Here is a 23919-nt window from a genome sequence, read left to right as displayed (position 1 = left end):
GATGGTTGTTTACTAAGCTTTTTGACGAGTTGCCCAGCGAGCGATGATACTTGTGATTAGAACCATCAATACCAAAATCAAAGATGCTGCCCAAGCTAGAGATTGCCAATTTTTAAACGGAGAAATGGCGTATTTGTAAACTAAAACAGCCAGTGAAGCTGTTGGTTGGAATAAACCATCTGGCCAAAAGTTAGAAAATAGAGCAGTAAATAGCAAAGGTGCGGTTTCTCCAGATGCTCTGGCGATCGCTAGCGTTGCTCCAGTTACAATAGCTGGTAAAGCTGCTGGTAAGACTACTTGACTTACAGTTTGAAAGTTAGTCGCTCCCAACCCTACAGATGCTTGTCGCAAATCTTGCGATACTAACTGCAACGCTTCATCAGTAGTTCGCAGAATAATTGGCAACATCAAAATTGCCAGTGCAAACCCTCCAGCTAGAGCTGAATACGATCCTAAGTTCAACTTTACCATTGTTAAAACTACAATCCCATAGGCAAATACCCCAGCAATGATTGAGGGGACTCCACTAAGGACGTTAGCCGCAAAACGCACCCATCTGGCTACTCTCGCCGAACTAAATTCTGTGATGTAAATCGCCCCTAAAACTCCAAAGGGGATACTAATCAAGGCAGCAATTCCTACCATCAGTAGCGTGCCTAAAATTGCATTACCAAAGCCTCCTCCTTTTTGGAGAGCTTTGGGTGGCAATTCAACAAACACGGCCAGATTTAGACTGCTAAAGCCTTTAATAATTACATAAGAAAGTACTGCTAGCAAAGGAACAAGTGCCAATACTCCGCAGGTAAAAGCGATTACGGTCATCACTGTATTAAACAGTGTTCTTTGAGACATGGCGGAGCGAGTTAAACTGCGCTCTGGAAAATTAGAAGTCATAATTTAACCCAAAACTAAGCTATATTCGCTTGACTCTCAGAACGATCAACTCTGCCAGAATATTGACCACTAGTGTCAAGAAAAATAGAATTAAAGCCGCATACATTAAAGCCGAAACTTGCAAACCACTAGCTTCTGAGAATTGATTTGCCAGTAGAGAAGAAATTGTATTGGCTGGGGCAAAAAGAGAGAGACTGATGTTGTTGGAGTTGCCAATTAACATCGTTACAGCCATTGTTTCTCCCATTGCGCGGCCAAGTCCCAACATCACAGCACTAACTATGCCCGAAAAGGCTGCTGGGATAAGAACTTGCAAAATTGTTTCCCAGCGGGTTGCTCCTAGTCCTATCGAGGCTTGGCGCAAACTGGGGGGTACAGAAATCAAGGCATCGCGAGATAAAGCTGTAATGATGGGCAAAGTCATAATCGCTAATATGACTCCCGCTGGCAACATTCCTGGCCCTGTAGGAGAAGTGCTAAAAAATGGCAGCCAGCCAAAGTAACCATTGAGCCATTTTCCCAGGCTGGTTAATATTGGCACTAGAACGAAAATACCCCACACGCCATAGACAACGCTGGGAATAGCTGCGAGTAGTTCTACCGCAAAAACCAGTACCAGTTTCACTTTTGCAGGTAAAAAATCCTCGCTCAGTACAATAGCAGTACCAACACCAATTGGGACTGCTATCAGCAGACCAATAAAAGAACTCACGAGAGTTCCATAAATTTGAGGTAGCACCCCATAGGTATCATTAACCGGGTTCCAAGTGGTGTTGACTAAAAAGCCAGCACCAAACTTTTGGATAGCAGGCCAAGAGGCAATTGCAACTTGCGACCCGATCCATAATAAAGTCCCAGCAACCCCAAAAGCAAAAATTTTAGTCAGCCAAATAAAACCCAAATCTAAGGATTTTTCTGCGCTAGAGCGATTTTTCATCGCTGATGACAGATTTTGAGAATTTGTAGTCATGAATACCGACTTTCAGAATTAAATCAGAGAAGAATATAGGAGGCAACCAGATTAGTAAAATTGTCGCCTCACGATCTATTTAAACTGACTTATACAATAGTAACTCCGTGTCCAAAGTTACTACTGGATAGGCATGTTTTATTGCTTGCTTACTTGCTAGCACTACTACCACTAGCAACAGAAATTTTGTACTCTGGACTGATTTGGTCAGCAGCAGCAGCCACCTTTGTGATCACATTTGAGGGTAGAGGAACATATCCTAATGCACTAGCCTGCTTCTGTCCATCAGTTAAAGCGTATTCGATGGCAGCTTCAATCGCCTTGGCTTTTGCCGCATTGGGATATTTCTTGTAAGCCAAAATCCAGGTGTAAGTGACGATGGGATACGAATCAGCCCCTTCGGGATCGGAAATGAAGGAGCGGAGATTTGCGGGTAGAGGTACTGATTCGAGAGTTTTAGAAGCTGATTCTTCACTAGCTACAACAAACTTACCGCCTTTGTTTTCCAAAGCAGCAAACTTGAGACTATTTTGTTTGGCATAGCCATACTCGACATAACCAATCGAACCTTGAGTTTGTTGGATTTGGGCAGTAACACCTTCGTTACCTTTAGCCCCTACTCCCTTAGGCCAGTTGACAGTTTTGCCTTCACCAACTTTACTCTTCCACTCAGGGCTGATAGCACTGAGGTGTTTTGTGAACACACCCGTAGTTCCGCTACCATCGGAACGATAAACAACTGTGATTGACTCTTTCGGAAGCTTTACACCTGGGTTAGCCTTGGCAATTTGGGCATCATCCCAAGACGTGATTTTGCCTAGTAGAATATCGGCATAAACGGCTCGTGGGAGTTTGAGTTCTGGAACATCAGGCAAGTTGTAAGCCAACACGATGCTACCAGCAGTCACAGGCAGTAAAATAACACCTTTATCTGCTGGTACTTTCTGGATTTCTTCATCCTTCATTGCGACATCGCTGGCACCAAAGTCTACAGTGCCTTTGATAAATTGTTCAACTCCAGAACCGCTACCAACTGATGCATAGTCAACTTGCAGATTGGGATATTTTTTGTTTAAATCTGTGAACCAAGTATCGTACAGTGGTGCCGGAAAAGACGCACCAGCCCCGCTTAACTTTACGGTTCCGCCAAGGTCTAATTTAGCTGGGCTAGAGGCAGTAGTATCGGTAGCAGTACCAGAAGGCGTATCCTTGGTGGCTGTACCATCTGGTGTTTGCTGTCCGCCACAAGCTGCTAGGCTGATTGTCAGTGCTAACACTGAAATTGAACCTGTGAGGCGATGAGTTTTTATTGCACTAAGACGTGAGAGCATCGCTATCAATTTTTTAGTAACTTTTCAGGTGAGCGTTTCTAAGATACTCCCAAAGAACAACAATAGAGATTAACGAAAGGTTAACAAAGCAAAAAGATACTTGTTTTTTTGATGAAGAGCAAACCCTTATTTCTAGTTTTTATTGATAAATTTTATACATTGCTTTCAATCTGAGATAGAAATATTACTAAAGGAAGTTTGTTATACCTATTTACAAAAATTTATTGTTAGTGTAATTTTGTTGGTCAATTCATAAAAAAATATATAAATATTAATTAAGATTAAGCATTAAATACTTTGTAGCCAAATTTAGGTACTGCTCTGCAAAACTAGTATAAATACTTGTATAGATAATATTAATTTACCATATTTTAGGTTAAATACCAGAATTCACAGCACGCCTCAGCCAAGAAAATCAGATAATAGACACCTCAGCTACAATTCTTAGAACTGAAAAATTACAATACCAAAAAGGCAAAAGAAAATATGCTAGTTCTTAAGATATAAGCACAAATTTGATTTCAATATTAATGAATATACTAGTTGCTGTTGGTTTTCCCTTTTGCTTTTCCTTAGTTGCCTGATAAATGTTTGCTGCTTCCAATCAATTACTATGGTCTATGATTGGCTTACTCCTGACAATGGGTGGTACCTTCTTAGAAGTTTATGGCATCACCTTTCCTTGGACTTGGAGTCAGCACGGAATTCAGACTTTTTCTTTAGGGGTCACTTTTCAAATTGGCGCAGTATTGTTAGTGGGTTGTTTAGGAGGCAAAAATGCGGGTGCGCTCTCGCAAATTGCCTATTTAGTAATGGGGTTAACCTTATTACCAGTATTTGCTGATGGCGGCGGTATTGGTTATGTCAAGCTTTCTCAGTTTGGCTATCTACTAGGTTTTATTCCTGGAGCTTGGATTTGTGGCTTAGTTGCTTTTAAAGCAAGACCTCGACTAGAAACTCTGGCCTTTAGTTGTATCTGTGGCTTGTTAACTCTCCACATCTGCGGTATTACTTATTTGATTATTAGCTATTTTTTTCAGTGGAAAGGCACAGAAAATCTACCCTTGATGCAAGCAATCCTTAGATATTCCTGGTTTGCACTACCAGGTCAACTAATCGTGGTCTGTGCAGTTACTGTAATAGCATATATATTGCGTCACTTAATGTTTTATTAGTTTATTGCCTTTCGTCTTTGTCATTTGTCAAAAGCTCATGACCAATACAACTCTTGGAGAGGCTGCACTTCTCTGCGAGACGCTGCGCGAACGACTACGCTCAGTGACCACGCCAACGACTACGCTCACTACAAGTAGAACGACTAATGACTAATTCGCCATGCATTTAAAAAATCGTCTTTTCTGGATCGCTGCCTTCATTGCTTTTTTCTTAGACCAAATAACAAAGTACTGGGTAGTACAAAGCTTTAGCTTGGGGCAGACACTACCACTCTTGCCTGGGATATTTCACTTCACGTATGTCACTAACACTGGTGCGGCTTTTAGTCTGTTGAGCGGGAAAGTAGAGTGGTTGCGCTGGCTGTCTCTAGGAGTGAGTTTAGTCTTGATAGCATTGGCGTTAATTGGCCCAACATTAAATTTGTGGGATCAGTTAGGCTATGGCTTGATTTTAGGTGGAGCGATGGGCAACGGTATCGATCGTTTTGTTTTAGGTTATGTCGTTGATTTTCTTGATTTTCGCCTGATTAACTTTGCTGTATTTAATGTGGCAGATTCATTTATTAGTATCGGTATCGTTTGCCTATTAATCGCTTCCTTGCAAAAAACACCCACTTCAACTGGCAGATCCCATTAAACTATTAAGCCTGGGATGATTAATCCCAGGCTATTGACTTAGTGAAACCCTTGCTTAGTCTTATATGCGAAGACTTTACGTATAAGGTTTTATCAATTTTTATTTGTTACCTGACACCAGTTTGCATAACTGGTGCAAGAGTTCAAGAAAGATGCACCGACGATCGCTGATGGCAAACTAATATTTAGATTACGCCCCAGCTTTTAATTTAGTTACCTGTGGTAGGAGTTTTTGGCGCACTAGAGCCGGGAGTACTGGGAGTTGGTTCGATACTGCTGCCAGGAGTGCCAGGAGTGCCAGGTTGTTCAGGTGTAGTTGAGCTACCTGGTTCGGTAGTGCTGCCAGGAGTAGTAGGTGCGCCTTCAGGTGTGGTTGGAGTAACGCTTCCTGGTGCTGGAGTTAGGTTGCTAGGTGCGCCTTCAGGAGTGGTTGAGCTTCCTGGTGCTGGAGTTAGGTTGCTAGGTGCGCCTTCAGGAGTGGTTGGAGTAACGCTTCCTGGTGCTGGAGTTAAGTTGCTAGGTGCGCCAGGTGCCGGTGGGGTCATGCTTCCTGGTGCTGGAGTGGTTTCGGGAGTGCCAGATTCAGGAGGAGTGGTTCCTGGTGCAGTTGTGCTATCAGGAGTGGTGGTGCTATCAGGCGTTGTTGTTTCTGCTGGTGTTGTTTCTGCTGGTACTGTAGTGCTACCAGGAGCGCTAGGGGTGGCTGCTGTGCCGCCGGAACAGCGGGAGTTGAGCGGAAAATGCTCGCACAGAATTTTCATCCCTTCTGGCGACATTTTAATTTCCGCTGGTGCACTAGTGGAGTCGCTACTAGATTGGGCTATGGGGGATTTACTGGATTGGGCTACAGCAATATTAGTGGTAAGTGCCAAAGATAAAGCTGTACCAATCAGGGTCAGAGATTTTCCCATCATTCTGAAATTAAACCTCAACAGAACACTCGCCCTATTAAAGCAGATAATTAAGATTTAGAAAATCCTCCTAAATGAAGATATTTAGGTTTGTTTCAGAATATGTGGATATGTAAAATTGGTGACAATTAAATTCAGTTGTTTGTTAATAGCTAGTGTTTAAAAAGACAAAAGGGAAAATTATACTTGTAGTTATTGAATGAAAAATACTAGCTACTTACTAAGCCTTGGAGAATATAGAAGAAATTTTTCTTATATAGGACTTACGCACTTTACACATTGATTATTATGTGAATAGTCAACTTGTTAAACTAAGAGTCTTACCATGCCTCGTTCCCAGCCTGTGCCTGGGAATGCGATCGAGGTGGGCTGCTGCCTACTTGTTTGACGGGAGGCTCTGCCTCCCATAAGAGCATTACAAGGCGGAGCCTTGTAATGAGAGGAAATCCACAGTTGGCTGTCTTTGTCAATGCGTAAGTTCTATTCTATAAAGAAGTGACTAAAATCACAAATAACTTCTAGCTATAATATAAGATTAAGTATAAATTAAATCAATAAAGTCCCGTATAGCTAATTTATGCTTTGGCTTATGAGTAAAATGATGAAAGATTAACATCTAAAATTGATTGTAATTCGCCCGATTCTTCATTAAAAACTGTGATGTGAATAGCCGATGAGTTCTCCCCAACCCCCTCACAAGCCACAAACGTTACTAGGTCAACTGACTCAAGCAGTACATACGATTCAAGCTAGGGTCGATTTTTCAAAATTGGCGCTCAAGCCTAATGCCAAAGTACCAGAACTTTGGGTGCAGGATGCGGGGGCGGATAAAGCAGAGGTATATCCACTGTTGGGCGATCGCTATATTCTCGGTCGTAGTTCCAAATCCAGCGATATCGTTATCCGTAACCCTGTTGTCAGCCAAATTCACCTGTCACTATCGCGGAATTCTACTCAACGCACACCAGTTTTCACGATCAAAGACGAAAACTCCACCAATGGCATTTATCGTGGCAAACGTCGTGTTAGTTCTCTAGAACTGCGTCACGGCGATATTCTGACTCTGGGTCCCCCAGAACTCGCCGCTTCTGTGCGGTTGCAATATGTCGATCCACCCGCATGGTATGTTAAAGCTGCAAGTTGGACAGCTTATGGAGTTGGTGGTGTCAGTGCCCTATTAACCTTAGTGATTGGTGTCGAATGGCTGAAATTTTCAGTCAAACCTCTACCGACAGCGACACGCGCCCCAGTAGTTGTTTACGCCCGTGATGGAGCCACTCCCCTGAGAGAGCCTCGGACAATCTCTCATGTAGACATGAAGCGATTAGAGGAATTTGGCCCTTATTTGCCTTCTGCGGTAGTGGCTTCAGAGGACAGTCGTTATTACTGGCACTTTGGGGTTGATCCTCTAGGGATTTTACGAGCTGTGTTGATTAATAGCCGCAGCGGAGATGTGCAACAAGGAGCCAGTACTGTTACCCAGCAAGTTGCCCGCAGTTTGTTCCGCGAGTATGTAGGTAGACAGGATACCCTTGGCCGCAAATTGCGGGAGGCAGTTGTCGCCCTCAAGCTCGAAACCTTTTACAGCAAAGATGATATTTTGCTGATGTACTTAAATCGGGTTTTTTTGGGAGGGGATACTTCTGGCTTTGAGGATGCAGCCCGATATTACTTTGAGAAGTCGGCTAAAGAATTAACTTTGGCAGAAGCAGCAACATTGGTAGGAATTTTACCAGCCCCCAACGCTTTCGATTTTTGTGGGGATGGGCCAAATAAGCTAGAAGCGGCCGAATACCGAAATCGTGTGATTAAGCGGTTGCTAGAGATGGGCAAAATTAAAGCAGAGGATGCGAACCGGGCTAGACGCTCCACTGTCCAAATTAGTCCTAAAGTCTGCGAACAGCAAGCTAAAACGATCGCACCTTATTTTTACAGTTATGTCTTTTCTGAACTCGAATCAATTTTAGGGGAGGGAGCTGCAAGAGAGGGAAACTATATCATTGAAACCAAGCTCGATCCAGCCATACAGAAACAAGCAGAAGCAGCATTAAGTAATTCGGTCAACAACTCTGGTAGAACTTTTAATTTTTCTCAAGGGGCATTAGTAACTCTTGACTCTAGTACAGGCAGTATCCTCGCAATGGTAGGCGGGACTGATTACAAAAAAAGTCAATTCAATCGTGCTGTTCAAGCCAAAAGACAACCAGGTTCCACCTTCAAAATCTTTGCTTACACTGCCGCCATTCAACAGGGAATTTCGCCATCCAATAGTTATTCTTGCGCCCCTTTAACTTGGCAAGGCTTTACTTATAAACCTTGTCGTGCTGGTGCTGACACTAGTTTCGATATTGCCACCGGGCTGGCGCTTTCAGAAAATCCCATCGCCTTGCGAGTTGCCAGACAAGTGGGGCTGGATAAAGTTGTGGCCATGGCGCAGCGTTTGGGGATAAAATCAAACCTCGATCCAGTTCCCGGCTTGGTACTGGGTCAAAGTGTAGTTAATGTTTTGGAAATGACTGGTGCTTTTGGCGCTATTGGCAATCGCGGAGTGTTGAATCCTCCCCATGCTATTAGCCGAATTTTAGACAGTGGTGATTGCAGCGATCGCAATGATATCAAAACCTGTCGTGTAATCTACTCCTTCGACCAAGATCCAGGTGCCAACAAACGAGTGTTGACAACTAATGTCGCCGATGAAATGACTAGTTTGATGCGCGGTGTAATCGCAAGAGGCACTGGTCGTAGTGCTGCCATTGGACTAGGCGAAGCTGGTAAAACTGGCACGACTGATAAAAACGTTGACTTGTGGTTTATTGGTTTTATCCCCAGTCAGCGACTTGTAACTGGCGTTTGGTTGGGAAACGACAATAATTCCCCGACATCTGGCAGCAGTGCTCAAGCAGCTCAGTTGTGGGGAAATTATATGCGGAGAATTACAAGGTAAACAGGGATTGGGCATTGGGAACTATTGATCTATAAGCGATCAATGGACTCTTGTGAGAAGACCTGATTTTGAGGACTTAGAACAGACTTCTTGCATAAATCAAAAGCCCTCACCCTAAATCCCTCTCCCAAGCTTGGGAGAGGGACTTTGAAATTATCTCCCCTTCTCCCAATTTTGGGAGAAGGGGTTGGGGGATGAGGGCTAGTTTTGCATTTGTGCAAGAGGTCTAATCTTTGGCATTGTGCTTAAAGTCGGTAAAAGTTTGAATATTTTCGAGATTAATTTTGATCTGTATCGCATCTAAATTAAATGCTTTATTAAGATATCTTATCAAATGCTAGACCTGCTGTGTCTTCTCAAATTCACAAAGGATTTAAAATATAAAAAATATCTTTGAGCAAAGTGACTCAAACAGATGTGAATCAAAACGGGGCAATGCCACAAAGCAGCGAACCAACTTATTACTCCCTGCTAGGACTGCATCCCTGGGCATCGGTAATTGACATTCGTCGCGCTTATCGGCAACTGAGCAAAATTTATCATCCTGATACTACAGACTTGCCGACTGCGATCGCTACTCCCAAATTTCAGCAAATCAACGAAGCTTACGCCACCCTTAGCCATCCAGAACGCCGGTTAAGCTACGATTTGAAAATTGGCTATTCCCGCTTTGGAGTGATTCAACCACCCCCTGATTTGAATCATCCCGTCTCGCATTCTCATGACTGGTCAAAATCAGCTTACCTCGATGCGAGCGATCGCCCCTTATCATCTGGCGAAATCTTTGCTTTATTTATGCTGGTGTTAACATTTGTAGGTTGTTTGTTATTAGCAGTTGCCATTGGCTTAACTCGTGGCGAGGCTGCTTTCCATTCCCATTTGTTGCAACCAAATACATCTGTACAACAGCAGATTACCTATATGTCGCAACTAATTACCCATCCGATAATTAAAAATTAAACAATTCCCTAATCCAAAATCTAAAATTCCTATGGCTCTTCTTCCCTCTGATACTCCCCTATATAATCATCCCCTGCCACAAATTGAGCAGTGGCTAAAAGACCAAGGCTGTCAACAAGACGAAACACAAAGGCATTGCTGGCGTGTACAGCGACCTAATTGGCAAGCTGAATTATGGCTCGATGTTGAGCAAATTGTAGTGCGATATGTTCAATCTGGAGAAAATGGACAAGATATCCAACGCTCATTCAAGTATTCTCTTAGTCGGGATGATGTAGAACAAGCTGTGTTTTCTGGGCCATAAGGAAGTGCTTATATACTATTGGTACAGCTTCCAATGAGCCTGTTACAGGGCAGCAACCCTGTAATGGGAATTATGTATCAGATTTTGTTACCAATGCTTTAGGAGTAAGTTCGCTACAAATTTCCAGTAGTCTATTAACAGCACGCGCAGCCGAAAACTTTTCCGCAACGTATTGGCTGGACTGAAAACCTCGGTTAATTGCTTCATCTGGATTATCTAAGCAGGATTGCATACATTTAGCTAATTCTTCTGCATCTTCATTTTCAAAAAATAGGCTGTGCGGCCCTCCTACTTCAGACAATCCTCCCATTTTTGAGACAATCGAGCAGGTTTGAACGCTAGAGGCTTCTTGCACTACGTAAGGTGCTGGATCTTGCCAACGGGATGGAGCAATTAAAGCCAAAGCATCTTGAACTTTTAGAAGTACTTCTTTTTGAGGAACTTTACCTAAAAAATTAACTTTGTTGGCAATTCCTAAATCAGACGTTAGCTGTATTAATTCCTGAGATTGTTCGCCATCGCCAATAATAGTAATTTTAAATTCTTTATTTTCATCTTGTAAAATTCGCGCTGCTTTTAATAAAATATCTACACCTTTGTCTGTAGCTAATCTACCGACAAAAATAAAATTATATGGCTGCGATAAATTTTCTAAAGTTTTGAGCTGGTTTTCCGATTTTATTTCAATCGGATTATATAAAGTATCAACTGGCCAAGGAAAAGCAGAAGATTCTCCTAAAAAGTTACTACAAGCCGTATGATAATCGGCTAAGAAGGCAGTAGAAAGGCGGGTGCTTAGGCGTGCCCATTTGATAAAAGTGTGTAATTTCCACTTTAATGGATAATTAGCTTTTGGCAATGTGTGTTTAAATTCAGCTTTTAAACGTTGCGTTAACTTCATCTGCTCATAACTAGTATGAGTAGATTGATAAAGGGAGTAATGGTATTTAATAATTATCTTTTTTTGCAAGGCTTTACATAGCAAAGTAAACAATAAATCATTTGAATTCATGTGTATTATATCTGCCCAAACAATATAACTAAACCATTTAGCGATATTATCTTGTCTGGTCGAAATAGTTTTAACTTCAATTAATCTAGCTTCCAACTCAGGAATAATAGAATAAATATAAGTTAAAACTCCACTAATTTCATTGTCATAATGACGGTGTTGAATTAATATTTTCATACATCAGGTAGGAGAAATTTTGTTATGGAAATTGGGATTGAGCATAACTATGAAACAAGTATTTCACTTTGCTCAGAATCAACTTGGTGTCTAAGCTAGGTAAGCACAAATAAATCTAAATATCCAACGAGGTATAAAAAGCTTGAAACCACTGCGATTGCTTCTCTAGGAGACGCTACGCGAACACTTTGCTGAGTCTTAACGAGACACGCTTTGCGATCGCTACGGACATAGTTATAAATTTCCCCACCCATCTACTTATATGCAAAAAGTTGGGAACAGGATTTTTGCCGATAGTTATATAATTCCCGCAGATGCTGCTAAAGTACCATTTTCTTCGCTACGGGCTAAAAGTTTAGTCTGACAGTAGTGGGTAAAATTATCATCAATTTAAAATACCTGCCGATCAGCCTGAGATGTTACCCAAACAGGAACCAAAAGTTATTATCCCCAACTTTACTTTGTAGCGTCTACTTATGAGAGAGAAGTAACAAGCTGCACTATCGCTTCGACTATCCTAGCTTCTTGGAAGAATTTGTTTGGAGAAACAAGTGCTGATATACGTTTTTACATACCCAATGACTAATGACTAATAATTAATTTCTTTCCACCCATGCATGGATGCTATGCCTTTTGTAACCCATTCAATCACAATTGGGGGAGCTTCTGATATCAAAATACTAGGATAAACTGCTGCACCCCAATCGGGATGAACTAACACACGGCATTGATTTTTAATCACCGGATAGTTTAGCAAAGCCTTGACAACTGCTGTGTCGTCGTGAGGAATTGCTCCGGGATGGGAGAGTAAAGGATAGCCTGTACGAGGGTCAATCAGGTCAGTTAAATAGCCGCGATCGCGCAAATTAAATGCTAAATCACAGCCAAATCTCATAAACTTTTCTCGTAAGCGTTCTTTTTCTGACTCTACTTCTGCTGTCTTTTCAACTAATTGATAACGCGATTGTTGTAATACAATCACTACTCGTAAAAATGGCTGCCGTTTCCAATCTGGTAATATCCGTTCGCAGTTGGCACAGATATATTGACTGGGAGCATGAATTGAAATTTGAACCGCTTGTCCTGTTTCGCCAACTAAATTAATGGGACAGGCTTGCTCCGAAGTGTAAACTTTGGGATAGTTCACTAAATTGATTCGGCTTATACAAATTTTTTAATTTAATCTACGGTATAGATGATACCTCTTAAAAGTTAAGAAAAATCATCATTTTTCTATAATATGTTACTTTTTTGGGAAGCAGTTAATAATAATTTGAGAAATTTAATCCGAATTTTATCCTTTATTAACCTGTTCTCATAGAATTTGCTGCGATCGCTCTGGGTATTGGCATAGATACAGCGTATAGTAGACAGGCGATGCCTAGGGCGGGCTACGCCTACGCAGATGAAATATGTTCGTTCAAAATCCCAAAAAAGCAACGCAGGTTGGAGTAAGCAGAAAATAACAAAAGTAATTATGTCTGCCAGAAGATATTTCAGCTATGTAGGCTAATTTCTATAGCACCCAATTAATTGAGTTTTAAAGAATTCACCGGCACTTCATCCCAAGAATCGACTGTCCGTAATCGCGCTACCCAACCTGCGGCCTTTTGCGTCTTGGTCAAATTATTTTGAAATGAATCATGACAATCTTTAGCTTGAGATTCATTACGAGTGGCAATACAGGCATGAATCATCCCAGACGGATCGATTTGCTCATTTACCCAAATAGTCATGGAATATTTCCTCAATAACTGTAGCGAACAAAGCTATTCGTCATTTTAGAATACTATTAGAGTCAAAAGTGTTAGAGCAAAATTGGTAACAAATAATGAACTAATCCCAATTACCGATTACTAATTTACAATTACCCAGTTCCGCTTCATTTATTCGGCAGATATGATTTATCTCCTCTTTCGTAGCGACGGCGGTAGAGTAATTCTAACTGTCCGCCATATTCTTGAATCCAGGCAATCTGCCGCTGGTAGAGTCCCCGAAAGGTATTGGCAAATAATAGTGTAAAGATTGCCACTACCAACCCTGATGCTGTAGATACTAAAGCTTCACTAATTCCAGCTGTTACACCTGTTGTTTTACTACCTCCCACATCTCCGATATTTAGAGAAGCAAAGGAGTTAATTAATCCTAATACAGTGCCGAGAAGTCCTAATAGGGGCGCAAGACCAATAATTGTCTCAAAAATATTTTGAGAGCGCTTGAGCAAGGGGATTTCGGCTTGTGCTTCACTTTCTAATGCCAAACGAAATTCCTCTGGTGTCGGCTCCTCCAATTCTAAAGCTGCTAAAAAAATTCGAGCCAGGGGTAAATCAGTATTTTTATGCAATTTATCTAAAGCACTAACTACATTATCAAGGCGATAAAGGTGTAGCACTTCTCGCACCACCTTGTTTTGCCGATTATTTATCTTTACCCAAAAGATGATACGTTCGATAATTAGCGCTACCCCTAACAAAGAGAAGGCCAGCAGAGGCCACATGACCACACCACCTGCTGTAAACAGATTACTAATTTCCATTTATTATTTTTTAACTCTTCAACAACGCTAGGTTAACAGATCGTTGCTTGAGCAAAGTTGATATCAATTGCTCTGCAAGTTTTAAAGTGTTAGCAGCAAGTACGGCTTGCCCAAGCTGCATAAATGTTTTACAGCAACTATCAAATTTATAAGATATACTGCATTTAAGATAAAAGTCTCGCTGCTTCGTTACAGGAGCCGTAACAGCGAGTAGGCTTGTTGCCCCATTACAGGGGTCGTAACAACGAGAAATATCTAACTATACTTAGAGAAAAATAGTTGCACATTATGACACCACATCAAAGCGAAATACTCAATAAAGGCTCAACCAATGCCCAAGTTTCACCACGAGAAGAAATCGTATTGCTCGCACTCTACAACAAAGAACTCTATGGTCTCCAAATTCCGCAGGCTATGGAAGAGGCTAGTGGCGGTAATACTAAGATGGGGATTGGCACCCTTTACCCTGTTCTCCATTCTCTGGAAAAGAAAGGGCTTGTCGAATCCCGTTGGGGAGATGAAGGGCGTGAAGAACGAGGTGGAGCAAGACGGCGCTATTACAAACTTACAGGTAGCGGCGTTGCGACTCTCGAAGCCGTCCAGTCTTTCCGCTCTAACCTACTTACTTGGCAGCCCACTTAGCGGAACAGCAGGCACAGAAATTGAAGATAACGATTGGGAATTTACTATAAAAGAAATTCAACTCAAGACACAACACCTGGAAGCCATAACATATTTAAAATCAGAGGAAGTTATCAAAGTTGTGGAAGAGTTGATAGTTCAGAAAGTGGTGAACGATTTAGAAGACTCAGTAGAAAATTTAGAGAAGCTCTCTAAATTAAAGAAGAGATTACGCAAGTATAAAAAATCTGATCCTGCTGAAACTTGGGCTAGTAGGTGGATAGCTTCCCCAATTGCTTACCTCTTCCCCCCAGAACGACGTGAAGAATGGCTAGGGGATTTGTACGAAGTGAATAGGGAGATGCTGCACAAAAACTATCCTCGTTGGCAGGTTAATCTTAATAATGTTTTGAAAACTGTCATCCTGGTAATTTCTGCTTTAAAAATCAGGCTATCAGATTTATTCTCACTTGGGAAAGTCAAGAGCGAGTAAAGAAAAATGCATTCTGAAGCATGGCGTAGAGTAATTTAACAATACGCCATTTCTCTTTGATAGAGATATACCCTAACGGTAAATGGAGATACATAGGATGAGCAAGCCTAATTTTCATGTAATGAGTCAGAAAGAGCTACATGATTATGTTCTTGCTCACCGAGAAGATCGAGAAGCCTTCTACGCTTATGTGGATAAGCTGCATCTCGAAGGTAATTGGATTGAAATGCCGCCGTTACAGTCAGAACAGGATTTAGAAAATTATCCTAAGTTCATTGAGCGTATTCGCAGCAGTTCTGAGCCACGAGATGGAACAGTTTAAGGCTTACAGCAACTTTTCAGCTATCCTCAGTTTGGCCGATCGCGATCGCGGATTTTTCCCAATTTCCTCTTCTTGAGCAATAATCGGCTTTTTTGTCAAGACCTTTAACAAAGGTGAATTTCTTAAACCATGCTTCACCGGGCGATCTTCCAAACTGTGAAAACTGATAATTGCAATTCTGCCGCCAGGGACAAGGGCATTTGGGGCTTTATCCAAAAAGGTTTCTAAGGATTTTAACTCATCGTTGACGACAATTCGCAGAGCTTGAAATACACGGGTAGCGGGGTGGATTCTCCCATAACGGTATTTCGGGGGAACAGAAGAAGCGATCGCATCAGCTAATTCTGTAGTCGTGTGTAACGGACGGCGTTCGACAATGCGACGAGCAATGCGCCGCGATAATCTTTCCTCACCGTACTTAAAGAAAATATCTGCTAATTCCGCTTCATCCCAATTATTAATTACATCAGCAGCAGTTAGCGATCGCCCCCGATCCATTCGCATATCCAAATTCGCAGCTTGGCGAAAGCTGAAACCCCTTTCTGCTTTATCTAAATGGTAAGAACTCACCCCCAAATCGGCTAAAATACCATCGAAAGTGTTGGGGGGAAACTCGTAGTCAGCAAAATTGCTATGGATAAATTGTATGCGATCGCCAAACTCAGCTAATTCTTTCCTCGCTGCTGCTAAAGCATCCTCATCTTGGTCAATTGCCGTTACCCGCACATCTCCAGAAGCTTCTAAAATTAGGCGACTATGACCACCACCGCCTACCGTCGTATCAAGATAATGACCTCCTGGAGATACCGCTAAACCTGCAATTACTTCCTGCGGTAATACTGGTAGATGGGAAAATATCGGTTCTTCAATAGCTAGCTGACGATTCATGAGACTTAGGGCAAAAAACCACAGATGAACTTTAATTATGTATTCTTTTCTATAGGAATCCTATTTGATTGTTGAAAGAAATTACGAGAAAATACGGCTAAGTGTACAAGTGTAAGAATAGACAATGATAACTCAGCATCTACAAACTGCATCACTCCCGGTAGAAGTAGCAACTGCGATCGCCTTGCAGAAAACCTCAAAATCAAGCGATCGCCTGTTGTCCAAGAGTGAGTGCGTTAGTGTAGCTCACCGTAGGTATCGCCTTACAGAAAGCCTCAAAAATCAAGCGATCGCCCTTTAGGGAAGAGTGAGTGCGTTAGTGTAGCTCACCGTAAGTATCGCCTTTCAGAAAACCTCAAAAACAAAGCGATCGCCTGTTGTGTATGTTGCGATCACACTTTGTATTTTAATCAATTCACCAGATATCTTTAAGATTAAGCACAAATTGCGGTAGCACATCTTCTCCTGATAAACTAGCAGGAGATTGCAGCACTTCAACATCTCTACCAAAGCGATAAATTTCTACTTGCCGAGTTTTTAAATCAATTAACCAACCTAATCTAGCACCGTTGTCTCGGTACTCTTGCATTTTATTTTGTAGCCTTATTAAACAATCAGTATCAGAACGCAATTCCACGACAAAATCAGGACATACAGGCGGAAATCCCTCTTTTTGCTCCTGTGTGAGAGAATCCCATCTGTCACGTTTTAACCAAGATGCGTCAGGCGATCGCACTGCCCCATTTGGTAAAATAAACCCAACCGAAGAACCAAAAGCTATACCTAGTGACTCATCACGATTCCACACTCCAAGTTGAGCAGTTAAATTAGCATTGCGGTTGCTGGTTAAACCTCCGACTAAAGGCATTAGTAGCAATGTGCCATCAGCATTACGCTCAAATCTGATTAATTCATTTATCTGGCATAAATGGAAAAATTGGTCATCTGTTATTTGAAGAACAGGAGCAAAGTTGATAGTTAACGCATCCATAGAAAAATTTAAACTTGAATATTCCCATGAAAATACCAAAGGCGAATGCACTTTAGCGAAAAAAATATTTAGAATGATTGACTTTAAGTATTGATTACTTTATCCGCAGCACCAGTTAAGATTTCATCCATCCAAGCATTTATGCTTTTGCCAGCCTTTTTAGCAGCAATAAATATTTTGCGGTGGTGTTCTGGAGTTGTGCGGAATGGAAGTTTACCAGAGAATGGTTTATCAGGCTCCTCTCCTAGTTCTTCACAGAAAGCAAGATAATCATCAACAGAAATTTGAAATTCTTGACGCGCTTCCTCTACAGTTTTTGCCTTAAAGGTAATCACGTCATTAATATCTAGGACTTGACCAAAAAGTATTCCCGCTTCTACATCTACTTCTATACTAGCTGTGTATCCTTTATAAGTCATCATATTTCAATTCCCGCCTTAATTAAAAATTCTCTAACAGATTTGACTGCTCCTTTATCTGTCTCATTTTGAGGATGCGGTTCGTGAAAAACAGCTTTCACATCATTTAATTTCACACGAACCCGCGAACCTCTACCTTGAGTAATATCAGCACCGAGAGCTATAAATAAACTTTCAATATCTTTCCAAAGAATATTAGATGGTACAGGATTCGTAAAAATTAACTCTAAAATCTGACGTTGTTTGTTATTGAGATCCATTTAATCAATACAATTTCAGTCATCTTACAGTTAACTTGAATATAGCCACAGATATAATGATATCATATTATGATATCGTTGAAAATATAGAAGCGTAGGCGTAGCTGGGGTACACTACACCTTCAAAATTTCCTAAAGTGCGATCGCCTGTTGTGGAAGAGTAAGCTATGTCTACGACGGGCTACGCCTACGCCTTGCAGAAAACCTCAAAAATAAAGCGATCGCCTGTTGTGAAAGAGTGAGTGCGATCGCTTTGCAGAAAACTTCAAAAACAAAGCGATCGCCTGTTGTGAAAGAGTGAGTGCGATCGCTTTGCAGAAAACCTCAAAAACAAAGCGATCGCCTATTGTGGAAGAATGTGTGATCGCCTTGCACTAAACCTCAAAAACAAAGCGATCGCTGTTGTGGAAGAGTGTGCGATCATACTTAGTATTATCAATCAGGCAGATATTAAACGCTGTTTCAGTTCAGGAGTTGGACAATCTAATTCAATTTTCGCCTTGACTAATCAGTTGTGATTATATTTTTAAACTCTTCTAGTGTTGGTATAGGTTTTATTTTGTGTATTATACGGTGACAATTGGAACATAAAACAGTAAAGTCAGTTGAAGGGTCTAGCTGAACTTTCGTTTTTTCTAGAGTTGCAATCGGTACTAGATGATGAGCTTCTATATAATTCTTGCCTATATTGCCATATTTCATCTCAAAATCAAAACCGCAAGCTTTGCATATATACCCATGTATTTCTTTAGCTTTATTACACAAAGCTTGATTTCTTTCTACTCTTTTATGAATTTTATACTTTGTTAAATCTTCAAACCAAACTTCTTCAGAATCTAATTCATTATCCTGAGTATCTAAAGGTTGCTTTTCGATCAGTTCTTCATAAATTTTGATAAAAAATAATAAATCATTGACTAGTTTATCTGAGTCTGGCAAACGTGTTTTTGGATAATAAGCAGCTAATATATTACCGGCATGGTATGCCTGACCTAATCTTCGAGCAGTAGTTTCTTTAGGAATTGCTTCAAGTTTAAGATCAATATTTTCAGAATACTTAATAATTATATCGGTCGATATAATTTTCCTAAAAGTTTTTGCTCTTTCTCGTAATATATCTTTTGCACCTCCAAGTCCATAATTTTTTTTTAAAGATGCTGTACCTTGATTCAAAGATAGATAAACACCAGAACAATCTGCCTGAAACAAATATACAAGGAAAAATCCAAATCTCACACTTTCTGTAACCAGCTTATTAAAAATAGCTATCCAAGGGATATTTGCCCATGAGCCATTTCCTGCTGAAGCTTGTATACTATATATTTCAGGAAGATTTAGAGAATTATCTAACAACTTTGGAACATCATTCTTTAAATATCTTGGAAAATTATGGTTTTTGAATTTTTCTTGGTTTACTATTGGATATTCGTATAATAATTTTTCAATAGTTTGTTTGAGCATTTATATTTATACAATTAGATTAAAATGTTAAGATAGGCATTTTGCCTGCCCTATAAGCACTATTCTATTCCTTCAATTCGGTCTTTAATCTGTTGCTGCAAATCACATAGGCGATCTAAGATTCGTCATAATTTCTTGTAAACCAATGTCATTACTTGTTCATATTCTTCTTTTTAGCTTTGCAAGCATCCCAAATATCAACTTTTTGCTGAAGATTAAGCCAAAGTCTTGGGCCATTTTCTAAAGCTTTGCCAAGATGTATTGCTATATCTACTGTAATTGCTCTTTGACCATTAATAATTTCCTGAATTGTTTGATTAGATACTCCTAAAATATCTGCAAAATTTGCGGTATTAATATCTAAATCATCTAAAATATCTGCAATTACTTCGCCAGGATGTATTGGTCTTACTAATCTATCATCAGTAATATCTTGCCAATTATCCATAATTAACCTTATCTCATTTTAAGGCAGGCTTTATGCCTGCCCATGTAATCCTAGTCTATCCCTTCAATCCGGTCTTCAACTTCTTGGTACAACTCGCGTAGACGATCTAAATTATCCTCGCTAGTCTCCCAATAACCGCGTCCATTCACTTCCAACAAAGTTGATACAATCTTGCGGAAAGAATGAGGATTAAGGTTTAGCAACCGTTTCTGCATTTCTTCATCTTTGATGAAGGTTTCGTTAGTATCCTCATAAATCCAGTTATCCACAGCGCCGGCTGTTGCACTCCAACCTGTTGTATTCACCAACCGCTTGGAGAGTTCGCGCACACCTTCGTAACCGTGAGACAGCATCCCCTCGTACCATTTGGGATTTAACAATTTGGTACGTGCATCCAAACGCACGGTTTCTGATAATGTCCGCACTTGGGCGTTAGCTGTAGTTGTATCTGCAATATAAGATGCTGGTTTTTTACCATCACCGCGCAGACTTGCAACTAACTTAGTAGGATCTGAATCAAAGTAATGAGAAACGTCCGTTAAGCTAATCTCGGAAGAATCGAGATTTTGGAAAGTTGCATCAGCAGTTTTTAATGTGCTTTCAAAAATCTGCCGCGATTCGTCCATAATTCCGGGGTTATCGGAATTGAAAGAGAAGGATTTCCGGTTGAGATACATTTCCTGCAACTCGGCTTCGCTATCCCAAGTGCTGTTTTCTACCGCCAAGTTGATATTTGACGAGTAGGAACCAGAGGCGTTGGAGAAAACGCGCGTTGCTGCTTGACGCAGATTAATTCCCATATCTTGGGCTTGTTGCAAAGCGTGTTTGCGAACAAAGTTCATTTCTAAGGGTTCATCTGCCTCGGCTGCCATCTTCACGCCTTGATCTAGCAGGTTCATTTGGTTGATGAACAAGTCGCGGAATACACCAGAACAGTTGATTACCACATCAATTCTGGGGCGTCCCAACTCTTCTAAAGATATCAATTCCAACTTGTTCACCCGTCCCAAAGCATCGGGAACTGGACGCACGCCCACCATCCACATAATTTGCGCTAGGGATTCACCGTAAGTTTTTATGTTATCGGTTCCCCAAAGGACGCAGGCAATGGTTTCTGGCCATTTACCATCATTTTCAGCCTTGTTACGTAACAAAAGCCGATCTACAACGATTTTGGCTGATTGAACTGCTGCTGTTGTGGGGATGGATTGCGGATCTAAAGCATGGATATTCTTACCAGTGGGCAATACATCCGGGTTGCGGATGGGATCCCCACCTGGGCCAGGTAGGATGTATTCACCTTCTAAGCCTCTGAGTAATGCTCCTAGTTCGTTGTCGGCACAAACTTGTTGCAGACAGAATTCCAAATACTCAAGTAAGGGTTTTAAGGCTGCGGTGTCAACTTTGGGATAACCTGCTTTATGCAATGCTTCAACCCAAGGTTCCTTTTTGCCCATGTTGAAGAAATTCAACCGCGAAACCAGAGAAACTCGTCCTTCTGCGTCGATTTGCTCTTGGACAAGGGCGGTAACTGCTGCACGGGTTGCCAAGGTGATATCTTGCAATAACTGGACATCTTCTAAAATGCCTCTGTCATTATTTTGGTAAATATCGTCAATGTTACGCCCAATGCTATTGGCGATAATTCCCGGTAAGCCTTGAAGTCCTTCTTCTTGACGATCTAGACTAGCAATGTTGACGAGAGTTGCGATCGCTTCTTCTGCACTTGGCGGTTTACCAATAACATGCAAACCACAAGGCAACAACCGGGACTCGATTTCCATCAACTTGCGGTAGACGTTACCAACAATATTATCGCGCTCTTCGGCACTCATATCTCTGGCATCGGTTTCTGGCAGGTTAATATCCTTATCCAGATTCACGATCCGGCATTTATCCATGATGCTGTTAACAATGGAAACACCGCGTCCACTATCTTTTAAGGTTTGGTAGGAAGCAATTAATTCGCTGAGTTCCTTTAAACCTTTATATAAACCAGCATTTTCTGCTGGCGGTGTCAAGTAAGAAATGGTTTCGGCATAACTCCGACGTTTGGCAATTGTCGCTTCACTCGGATTATTAGCTGCGTAGTAATACAGGTTGGGAATTGAGCCAATCAAGTTATCTGGATAACAATCACCAGACATCCCCATCTGTTTACCTGGCATGAATTCTAAGGAACCATGTGTACCAAAATGCAGTACAGCGTCAGCTTTCCAAACTTGCTCTAGGTAAGTGTAGTAGGCAGCAAAACCGTGGTGAGGACTAGCTGAACGGGAGAACAACAGCCGCATCGGGTCGCCTTCGTAACCAAATGTAGGTTGTACGCCGATGAAGACATTACCAAATTGCTTACCATAAATCAGCAGATTTTGCCCATCACTGTTAAGGTGTCCGGGAGGTGGGCCCCAGTTTTCCTCTAGGCGGTGAGAGTAAGGGGTCAGCGCTTCATATTCAGGAACCGACATTTTGTAAGCAACGTTCAGTTCTGGGCTGTTGTACTGCGCCTGTGCATCGTGGATGACTTCTTGCATCAACGCTTCGGCTGATTCTGGCAATTGTGGTAAGTCGTAGCCGTTATTTTTAAGGGCTTTCATTACCTCGTAGATGGAACCGAATACATCCAAGTAAGCGGCGGTTCCCACGTTGCCTTTATCTGGCGGGAAACTGAAAACGGTGATGGCGACTTTTTTATCTAGCTTCGGCTTGCGGCGGAGGTTAGCCCATTTTAAGGCACGTTCGGCGACAGCTTCAACCCGATCGCGCAGTGCGATCGCTTTCCCTGTAGTTCCATCTCTACCAGATAATATAATCGGCTCAATTGCCCCATCTAATTCAGGAATCGCAATTTGCAAAGCTACTTGAATTGGATGTAACCCTAAATCGCTATCCATCCACTCTTCTGTGGTTTGGAATACTAAGGGTAACGCCACCATATAAGGACGGTTTAAGCGTTTGAGTGACTCAATTGCTTTGGGATGGTCTTGTCTGGCTGGCCCCCCCACCAAAGCAAAACCAGTCAGCGATATCACTGCATCAACCAACTGTATATTGGTAGTTGGTTCATAGAAGTAGGCATCTACAGGCTTGGAGAAATCCAAACCACCCGCAAACACAGGTAATACTCGTGCGCCTAGTGCTTCCAACTCCTGCACCATTGCTACATAATGGGCATCATCCCCTGTAACTAGGTGGGTGCGTTGCAATACTAACCCGACACAAGGAGCTAGGGGATCTTTTAGATCGCTAGAAATATCCTTACGAGCCGTATACCAATTGAGGTACTCTCTGACATCTTCAAACATACTCGGAGCCAAAGGATGCCAAATCCCTAAATCGGGATAAACCACCGGCTGTTCATAAGTAGAAGGTGCAAAATTTTGTTTCTCTAAACCTTTAAATACATATTTATCAGCTAGCATCAGCAAGAAGTTTTCCAGATTTTCTGGAGAACCACCTAGCCAATACTGAAAACTGAGCATGAAATTTCGGGCATCCTGTGCCTTATCCATTGGTAAAAACTTCAGCACTTGCGGCAGTGTTCGCAATAGCTTCAGCATCCCATCTTGGAATCCTGCACCGGATTTTTCTTTGCGTTTCCGCATGAATTGGGCGATCGCACTTTTTGACTGACCCAACTGTGCCAGAGAAAAGCTGCCCATTTTACTCAGGCGCATTACCTCTGGCATGGAGGGAAAGACAACGGAAACGTCCAGGCGATCGCGGTGTGGTTCTACTGCCGCTACTACTTTTTGTGCTAAGTCTTCGATGAATATGAGGGAAGCGATGAAGATATTCGCATTCTCAACTTCTCGTTTAAACTCCTCGTAATTCTCTGGGTCGCGGAGTTCCTCAATCAAGTACCCGCTAATTTCAATCGCCAAGTTGGGATTGTTCGCGTTAATCGTGCGAACCGCTTGCGACAATGCGCTCTGGTACTGGGACTCTAGCACGACATAGACCACCTTGATTAAACTACGTCCGCGTAAGTTATCAGGCGCAATGTGTCTAATGGTGGACTTGACGTGTGTGAACATGCTTCTTCGGCTCCTTTGATGCGTGTTCTCTGAAGGAAGTTCCTCGCGGCATCATCAGCCACAAGTAACTTGTGATCTTTTAGGCAATATCTGTTTTTTATCAGAAAACGCTTGCCCAGTAGGCATTTT

25 protein-coding genes are annotated in these 23919 nt (G+C 41.6%); 10 read left to right on the top strand and 15 right to left on the bottom strand.

Going from position 1 to position 23919, the window contains the following annotated elements:
* Positions 1–12: 12 nt before the first annotated feature.
* From pstA to pstS, 3 genes are all read right to left on the bottom strand, one after another.
* Positions 13–894 (bottom strand): phosphate ABC transporter permease PstA, encoded by an 882-nt coding sequence (pstA, locus tag V7K44_RS13505; protein WP_334932169.1) that lies wholly within the window; start codon positions 892–894, stop codon positions 13–15.
* A 19-nt stretch (positions 895–913) separates the two neighbouring features.
* A complete protein-coding gene (gene pstC / locus V7K44_RS13500) occupies positions 914–1864 on the bottom strand; it encodes a phosphate ABC transporter permease subunit PstC (RefSeq protein WP_334932167.1) in 951 nt (316 codons plus the stop codon).
* Between the two features lie 149 nt (positions 1865–2013).
* Entirely contained in the window at positions 2014–3195 is a 1182-nt protein-coding gene (gene pstS / locus V7K44_RS13495) for a phosphate ABC transporter substrate-binding protein PstS (protein WP_334932165.1), read from the bottom strand.
* 587 nt (positions 3196–3782) lie between these two features.
* On the opposite strand from pstS, the gene V7K44_RS13490 reads away from it, so the two are divergent.
* Together V7K44_RS13490 and lspA are read left to right on the top strand one after the other, a co-directional pair.
* Positions 3783–4370 carry a biotin transporter BioY gene (locus V7K44_RS13490; protein ID WP_334932163.1) on the top strand — a complete coding sequence of 196 codons (588 nt, stop codon included), beginning with the start codon at positions 3783–3785 and terminating at the stop codon, positions 4368–4370.
* Positions 4371–4530: 160 nt separating this feature from the next.
* Entirely contained in the window at positions 4531–5007 is a 477-nt protein-coding gene (gene lspA, locus V7K44_RS13485; protein ID WP_289795760.1) for a signal peptidase II, read from the top strand.
* 208 nt (positions 5008–5215) lie between these two features.
* Here the strand turns inward: lspA and V7K44_RS13480 are convergent, their stop codons facing one another.
* The gene (locus V7K44_RS13480) at positions 5216–5920 is read right to left on the bottom strand and encodes a hypothetical protein (protein ID WP_334932161.1); all 705 of its coding nucleotides are present in this window, start codon (positions 5918–5920) and stop codon (positions 5216–5218) included.
* A 670-nt stretch (positions 5921–6590) separates the two neighbouring features.
* Between V7K44_RS13480 and V7K44_RS13475 the strand changes: the two genes are divergently transcribed.
* From V7K44_RS13475 to V7K44_RS13465, 3 genes are all read left to right on the top strand, one after another.
* Positions 6591–8861, top strand: a complete 2271-nt coding sequence (locus V7K44_RS13475) for a transglycosylase domain-containing protein (protein WP_334932159.1) — start codon at positions 6591–6593, stop codon at positions 8859–8861.
* 435 nt (positions 8862–9296) lie between these two features.
* Positions 9297–9821 carry a J domain-containing protein gene (locus tag V7K44_RS13470; protein WP_334932204.1) on the top strand — a complete coding sequence of 175 codons (525 nt, stop codon included), beginning with the start codon at positions 9297–9299 and terminating at the stop codon, positions 9819–9821.
* 31 nt (positions 9822–9852) lie between these two features.
* Positions 9853–10125 carry a DUF3143 domain-containing protein gene (locus tag V7K44_RS13465; RefSeq protein ID WP_094351119.1) on the top strand — a complete coding sequence of 91 codons (273 nt, stop codon included), beginning with the start codon at positions 9853–9855 and terminating at the stop codon, positions 10123–10125.
* A gap of 70 nt (positions 10126–10195) precedes the next feature.
* Here V7K44_RS13465 and V7K44_RS13460 read toward each other — a convergent pair whose 3' ends face one another.
* The 4 genes from V7K44_RS13460 to V7K44_RS13445 form a co-directional block, all read right to left on the bottom strand.
* Positions 10196–11314 carry a glycosyltransferase family 4 protein gene (locus V7K44_RS13460; RefSeq protein WP_334932157.1) on the bottom strand — a complete coding sequence of 373 codons (1119 nt, stop codon included), beginning with the start codon at positions 11312–11314 and terminating at the stop codon, positions 10196–10198.
* Between the two features lie 589 nt (positions 11315–11903).
* Entirely contained in the window at positions 11904–12461 is a 558-nt protein-coding gene (locus V7K44_RS13455) for a methylmalonic aciduria and homocystinuria type D protein (protein WP_190240939.1), read from the bottom strand.
* 382 nt (positions 12462–12843) lie between these two features.
* On the bottom strand, positions 12844–13050 hold the full coding sequence (locus V7K44_RS13450) for a glycogen debranching protein (protein WP_334932155.1): 207 nt from the start codon (positions 13048–13050) through the stop codon (positions 12844–12846).
* Positions 13051–13196: 146 nt separating this feature from the next.
* On the bottom strand, positions 13197–13850 hold the full coding sequence (locus V7K44_RS13445) for a MotA/TolQ/ExbB proton channel family protein (RefSeq protein ID WP_334932154.1): 654 nt from the start codon (positions 13848–13850) through the stop codon (positions 13197–13199).
* Positions 13851–14138: 288 nt separating this feature from the next.
* Between V7K44_RS13445 and V7K44_RS13440 the strand changes: the two genes are divergently transcribed.
* From V7K44_RS13440 to V7K44_RS13430, 3 genes are all read left to right on the top strand, one after another.
* Positions 14139–14492 (top strand): PadR family transcriptional regulator, encoded by a 354-nt coding sequence (locus tag V7K44_RS13440; protein WP_334932152.1) that lies wholly within the window; start codon positions 14139–14141, stop codon positions 14490–14492.
* On the top strand, positions 14377–14964 hold the full coding sequence (locus V7K44_RS13435) for a hypothetical protein (protein WP_334932150.1): 588 nt from the start codon (positions 14377–14379) through the stop codon (positions 14962–14964). The genes V7K44_RS13440 and V7K44_RS13435 overlap by 116 nt, the downstream gene beginning before the upstream one ends.
* Before the next feature lie 97 nt (positions 14965–15061).
* Positions 15062–15286: a DUF6887 family protein gene (locus V7K44_RS13430; protein WP_334932148.1), complete on the top strand. Its 225-nt coding sequence runs from the start codon at positions 15062–15064 to the stop codon at positions 15284–15286.
* A 3-nt stretch (positions 15287–15289) separates the two neighbouring features.
* Here V7K44_RS13430 and rsmH read toward each other — a convergent pair whose 3' ends face one another.
* On the bottom strand, positions 15290–16174 hold the full coding sequence (gene rsmH, locus V7K44_RS13425) for a 16S rRNA (cytosine(1402)-N(4))-methyltransferase RsmH (RefSeq protein ID WP_334932146.1): 885 nt from the start codon (positions 16172–16174) through the stop codon (positions 15290–15292).
* Between the two features lie 124 nt (positions 16175–16298).
* Here rsmH and V7K44_RS13420 point away from each other — a divergent pair, with 124 nt between their 5' ends.
* Positions 16299–16475, top strand: coding sequence for a hypothetical protein (locus V7K44_RS13420; protein WP_334932144.1), 177 nt, complete (start codon positions 16299–16301; stop codon positions 16473–16475).
* A gap of 114 nt (positions 16476–16589) precedes the next feature.
* Here the strand turns inward: V7K44_RS13420 and V7K44_RS13415 are convergent, their stop codons facing one another.
* The 3 genes from V7K44_RS13415 to V7K44_RS13405 form a co-directional block, all read right to left on the bottom strand.
* Positions 16590–17165, bottom strand: a complete 576-nt coding sequence (locus V7K44_RS13415) for a Uma2 family endonuclease (protein WP_334932142.1) — start codon at positions 17163–17165, stop codon at positions 16590–16592.
* Between the two features lie 83 nt (positions 17166–17248).
* Positions 17249–17584 carry a type II toxin-antitoxin system HicB family antitoxin gene (locus V7K44_RS13410; RefSeq protein WP_196524836.1) on the bottom strand — a complete coding sequence of 112 codons (336 nt, stop codon included), beginning with the start codon at positions 17582–17584 and terminating at the stop codon, positions 17249–17251.
* Complete coding sequence (locus tag V7K44_RS13405) at positions 17584–17844, bottom strand: type II toxin-antitoxin system HicA family toxin (RefSeq protein WP_174711983.1); 261 nt, start codon at positions 17842–17844, stop codon at positions 17584–17586. Before V7K44_RS13405 ends, V7K44_RS13410 begins: the two co-directional genes overlap by 1 nt.
* A 356-nt stretch (positions 17845–18200) precedes the next feature.
* On the opposite strand from V7K44_RS13405, the gene V7K44_RS13400 reads away from it, so the two are divergent.
* Complete coding sequence (locus V7K44_RS13400; RefSeq protein WP_334932140.1) at positions 18201–18362, top strand: hypothetical protein; 162 nt, start codon at positions 18201–18203, stop codon at positions 18360–18362.
* Here V7K44_RS13400 and V7K44_RS13395 read toward each other — a convergent pair.
* From V7K44_RS13395 to V7K44_RS13385, 3 genes are all read right to left on the bottom strand, one after another.
* Positions 18349–19305 (bottom strand): MrcB family domain-containing protein, encoded by a 957-nt coding sequence (locus tag V7K44_RS13395; protein ID WP_334932139.1) that lies wholly within the window; start codon positions 19303–19305, stop codon positions 18349–18351. The genes V7K44_RS13400 and V7K44_RS13395 overlap by 14 nt on opposite strands.
* A gap of 151 nt (positions 19306–19456) precedes the next feature.
* Positions 19457–19753 carry a HigA family addiction module antitoxin gene (locus V7K44_RS13390; protein WP_334932138.1) on the bottom strand — a complete coding sequence of 99 codons (297 nt, stop codon included), beginning with the start codon at positions 19751–19753 and terminating at the stop codon, positions 19457–19459.
* Between the two features lie 50 nt (positions 19754–19803).
* Entirely contained in the window at positions 19804–23790 is a 3987-nt protein-coding gene (locus V7K44_RS13385; protein WP_334932136.1) for a magnesium chelatase subunit H, read from the bottom strand.
* Positions 23791–23919: the final 129 nt, after the last annotated feature.

The sequence above is a fragment of the Nostoc sp. genome, from assembly GCF_036917235.1.
Classification (GTDB): Bacteria; Cyanobacteriota; Cyanobacteriia; order Cyanobacteriales; family Nostocaceae; genus Nostoc.
The sequence above is the reverse complement of the archived record's forward strand: the minus strand, read 5'-3'. Positions and strand labels throughout refer to the sequence as shown.

Bases quoted from the DNA above. Each gene is read 5' to 3' on its own strand.
- V7K44_RS13440 (WP_334932152.1), top strand. From the start codon at position 14,139: ATGACACCACATCAAAGCGAAATACTCAATAAAGGCTCAACCAATGCC.
- pstA (WP_334932169.1), bottom strand. From the start codon at position 894: ATGACTTCTAATTTTCCAGAGCGCAGTTTAACTCGCTCCGCCATGTCT.
- V7K44_RS13410 (WP_196524836.1), bottom strand. From the start codon at position 17,584: ATGACTTATAAAGGATACACAGCTAGTATAGAAGTAGATGTAGAAGCG.
- pstC (WP_334932167.1), bottom strand. From the start codon at position 1,864: ATGACTACAAATTCTCAAAATCTGTCATCAGCGATGAAAAATCGCTCT.
- V7K44_RS13460 (WP_334932157.1), bottom strand. From the start codon at position 11,314: ATGAAAATATTAATTCAACACCGTCATTATGACAATGAAATTAGTGGA.
- rsmH (WP_334932146.1), bottom strand. From the start codon at position 16,174: ATGAATCGTCAGCTAGCTATTGAAGAACCGATATTTTCCCATCTACCA.
- V7K44_RS13400 (WP_334932140.1), top strand. From the start codon at position 18,201: ATGTGTGATCGCCTTGCACTAAACCTCAAAAACAAAGCGATCGCTGTT.
- V7K44_RS13405 (WP_174711983.1), bottom strand. From the start codon at position 17,844: ATGGATCTCAATAACAAACAACGTCAGATTTTAGAGTTAATTTTTACG.
- V7K44_RS13430 (WP_334932148.1), top strand. From the start codon at position 15,062: ATGAGCAAGCCTAATTTTCATGTAATGAGTCAGAAAGAGCTACATGAT.
- V7K44_RS13490 (WP_334932163.1), top strand. From the start codon at position 3,783: ATGTTTGCTGCTTCCAATCAATTACTATGGTCTATGATTGGCTTACTC.
- lspA (WP_289795760.1), top strand. From the start codon at position 4,531: ATGCATTTAAAAAATCGTCTTTTCTGGATCGCTGCCTTCATTGCTTTT.
- V7K44_RS13450 (WP_334932155.1), bottom strand. From the start codon at position 13,050: ATGACTATTTGGGTAAATGAGCAAATCGATCCGTCTGGGATGATTCAT.
- V7K44_RS13465 (WP_094351119.1), top strand. From the start codon at position 9,853: ATGGCTCTTCTTCCCTCTGATACTCCCCTATATAATCATCCCCTGCCA.
- V7K44_RS13475 (WP_334932159.1), top strand. From the start codon at position 6,591: ATGAGTTCTCCCCAACCCCCTCACAAGCCACAAACGTTACTAGGTCAA.
- V7K44_RS13395 (WP_334932139.1), bottom strand. From the start codon at position 19,305: ATGCTCAAACAAACTATTGAAAAATTATTATACGAATATCCAATAGTA.
- V7K44_RS13480 (WP_334932161.1), bottom strand. From the start codon at position 5,920: ATGATGGGAAAATCTCTGACCCTGATTGGTACAGCTTTATCTTTGGCA.
- V7K44_RS13385 (WP_334932136.1), bottom strand. From the start codon at position 23,790: ATGTTCACACACGTCAAGTCCACCATTAGACACATTGCGCCTGATAAC.
- V7K44_RS13420 (WP_334932144.1), top strand. From the start codon at position 16,299: ATGATAACTCAGCATCTACAAACTGCATCACTCCCGGTAGAAGTAGCA.
- V7K44_RS13470 (WP_334932204.1), top strand. From the start codon at position 9,297: ATGCCACAAAGCAGCGAACCAACTTATTACTCCCTGCTAGGACTGCAT.
- V7K44_RS13445 (WP_334932154.1), bottom strand. From the start codon at position 13,850: ATGGAAATTAGTAATCTGTTTACAGCAGGTGGTGTGGTCATGTGGCCT.
- V7K44_RS13415 (WP_334932142.1), bottom strand. From the start codon at position 17,165: ATGGATGCGTTAACTATCAACTTTGCTCCTGTTCTTCAAATAACAGAT.
- pstS (WP_334932165.1), bottom strand. From the start codon at position 3,195: ATGCTCTCACGTCTTAGTGCAATAAAAACTCATCGCCTCACAGGTTCA.
- V7K44_RS13390 (WP_334932138.1), bottom strand. From the start codon at position 19,753: ATGGATAATTGGCAAGATATTACTGATGATAGATTAGTAAGACCAATA.